Source organism: Marinilactibacillus piezotolerans (assembly GCF_900114235.1).
Classification (GTDB): Bacteria; Bacillota; Bacilli; order Lactobacillales; family Carnobacteriaceae_A; genus Marinilactibacillus; species Marinilactibacillus piezotolerans.
In genome coordinates, this window is record NZ_FOSJ01000117.1 from 1 (window position 1) to 1,539 (window position 1,539).

The window sequence follows — 1,539 nt, forward strand, 5'->3', positions numbered from 1 at the left end:
TTCAGTAAGTAGAACCCCTGAGAGAATTGTATTCTACAATTTTCTCAGGGGTTCTCTATATTTAAAGACTTTCAGAGACTTTTGTCCCAGCCTCAATCTGGGTTTTTCTATATCCAGGTGCAGTATGAAACAAAATAGAAAATTTTATTATTTTATTTTTGACGTTACTCTATCATATTTTAAAAAAAGTAAACAGTTTCTACATTGACAAAATGGGTTTAGTATTGAAGAATTAAAGAGAACAATCGGAAAGAGGTAATGATATGCAAAGTCAAGAATACATAATAAGAACCCACCAACTTGGGGATATGGGATGGATTACTTATAGACATGCTCTAACAGTAGCTAAGAACTTTGGTTGGGGAGGAGCGTTTGAAGCAGTTGTAGGTGATATTACGTCGCAGTTCATCAAAACATACGATTCAGGAAAAGAAAGATGCTTTATCGCAGAAAAAAATGAGAAAATAATTGGTTGTGTTTTCTTGGTGAATGCAGGTCAGGGAACCGCGAAACTAAGATTGCTGTTCGTAGAGCCAAAAGCGCGTGGCTTGGGACTTGCAACTAAATTAGTAGAAGAAGCTATAAGATTTGCAAAAGAAGCAGGATACGAGAAAGTCTGTTTATGGACGATGAAAATACTGGATTCTGCGAGACATATCTATAGAAAAAAAGGATTTAAAATTGTCAATGAGGAAGTAAATCAAGAGTTTGGTGAAAACCTGGTTTCTGAAACTTGGGAGCTGAATTTGAATATTGATGAAGGAATAATACCTAGAAAAATTTAATTAATTAGGCATTTGGCTTGCTGCATAGCAGGCCTTTTTTTAATAAAAAAATCAGGTAACACTTTTTCTGCTTTGTTCGTTATTAATAGTGTAAGGAGTGATCACAACTTACTAAATAAGCTGGTTAAAAATATTGGAGGAATGTTCTATGCAAAAAGAATGGACAGAGAGTAGAGTAGGAATCTACTTTGAAGACCTGGAGAATGAGAAATTAGTACGTCGTAGTTTCAATGGAGTAATTCAGTCACCAACAGATGAACAGGTTACTCAATTTGTACAAGCAATAGATGTAGTAAGTGATTTGCCTTCTTCACATACAATATTAGTTGAAGAGTACCGTTATGTTGATTAGTTAATTTAACAGAGACAATTCAATACCACAATTACCCCGTATATCAAAACTATAAATGGAGGAATAGTTTATGTCAACGACACTAGAATTGCGCTTTAAAACAGGAGAAGGGAAAAGTAAAACGCTTGGAATCAGTCAACCGGTTATGGGGCTGGATTCAGAAGTAGTAGAAGCAGCTATGCAGAAAGTTGTAGATCAGAATATGTTTGAAAAAGAAGGCGTGAACTTGTTTGAGTCAATCAAAGGAGCGCGTTATGTAACTAGAACAGTGGATGAACTTTTCGAAACAGAATAAGTAAATTTATAAAGAGAAGGGCGAGGTTTTGAACTGACCCTTGTCAAGTAGACAATAAAATAATAAAAAATCTATATGGCAACCTGATACCGAAATTCCATCGGTGT

Annotated in this window: 3 protein-coding genes; all 3 read left to right on the top strand. The window is 35.1% G+C overall.

Annotated elements, in window-relative coordinates:
* Positions 1-263 precede the first annotated feature (263 nt).
* The 3 genes from BM212_RS12320 (at position 264) to BM212_RS12330 (ending at position 1,432) form a co-directional block, all read left to right on the top strand.
* Positions 264-785, top strand: coding sequence for a GNAT family N-acetyltransferase (locus tag BM212_RS12320; protein ID WP_091898827.1), 522 nt, complete (start codon positions 264-266; stop codon positions 783-785).
* A gap of 148 nt (positions 786-933) precedes the next feature.
* Positions 934-1,137: a DUF1659 domain-containing protein gene (locus tag BM212_RS12325; protein ID WP_072693521.1), complete on the top strand. Its 204-nt coding sequence runs from the start codon at positions 934-936 to the stop codon at positions 1,135-1,137.
* Between the two features lie 70 nt (positions 1,138-1,207).
* Positions 1,208-1,432 carry a DUF2922 domain-containing protein gene (locus BM212_RS12330; protein ID WP_072693520.1) on the top strand — a complete coding sequence of 75 codons (225 nt, stop codon included), beginning with the start codon at positions 1,208-1,210 and terminating at the stop codon, positions 1,430-1,432.
* The last annotated feature ends 107 nt before the right edge of the window (positions 1,433-1,539 follow it).